The 715-nt window shown below is 56.5% G+C and carries 1 protein-coding gene; it reads right to left on the bottom strand.

The genetic code is table 11. The features are described from left to right. Positions 1-18: 18 nt before the first annotated feature. A partial coding sequence (locus QK300_RS13570; RefSeq protein ID WP_281302240.1) for an IS3 family transposase occupies positions 19-715 on the bottom strand: 697 nt, incomplete at its 5' end.

Genomic DNA, 715 nt, shown 5'->3' with positions numbered 1-715 from the left:
TGAGATGCCCCACGTTTTCTAGACACCTGCCTCTTTCAGTTTCTGCTGTCTGGCTTCGAAGTCAACGGGCGACAACATGCCGTTGTTTGTATGCTTGCGTTTTGGGTTGTAGAACATCTCGATATATTCGAACAGGTCCTGCCTTGCGGCATCGCGTGTGGGATATGTGCGGCGCCTGATCCGTTCTCGCTTCAGGAGTTGAAAGAAGCTCTCGGCGACCGCATTATCATGGCAGTTCCCACGTCGGCTCATGCTGGCATCCAGATTGTGCTGGCTGAGAAATATTTGCCACTCACGGCTGGTGAACTGCGCACCTTGATCGGAATGGATCATGACCCGGTGCTGGGGTTTGCGACGCCAGACAGCGGCCAGTAGCGCCTGCAGTGCCAAGTCGGTCGTCATCCGCGACTGAGCCGACCAGCCGACAACACGCCTTGAGAACAGATCGATGACGACGGAAAGGTAAAGCCAGCCCTCATGGGTTTTGATGTAGGTGATATCCGTGACCCAGATCCGGTCAGGCGCATCGACCTTAAACTGCCGATCCAGACTATTGTCAGCGACCACAGCTGGCTTGCCGCCACACCGTCCAGAGCGGCGCTTATAGCCAATCTGGGCCGTGATGCCCGCCAAACTTGCCAGACGTGCCACGCGGTTTTCGCAGCAGTGTTCGCCCTGATCGCACAGATCGTCACGGAGCTTGCGATAGCCATAG

The organism is Iodidimonas sp. MBR-22 (genome assembly GCF_029946565.1).
In the GTDB taxonomy this organism is placed as follows: Bacteria; Pseudomonadota; Alphaproteobacteria; order Sphingomonadales; family Rhodothalassiaceae; genus Iodidimonas; species Iodidimonas nitroreducens.
This window is presented reverse-complemented; position numbering and strand designations above follow the sequence as displayed.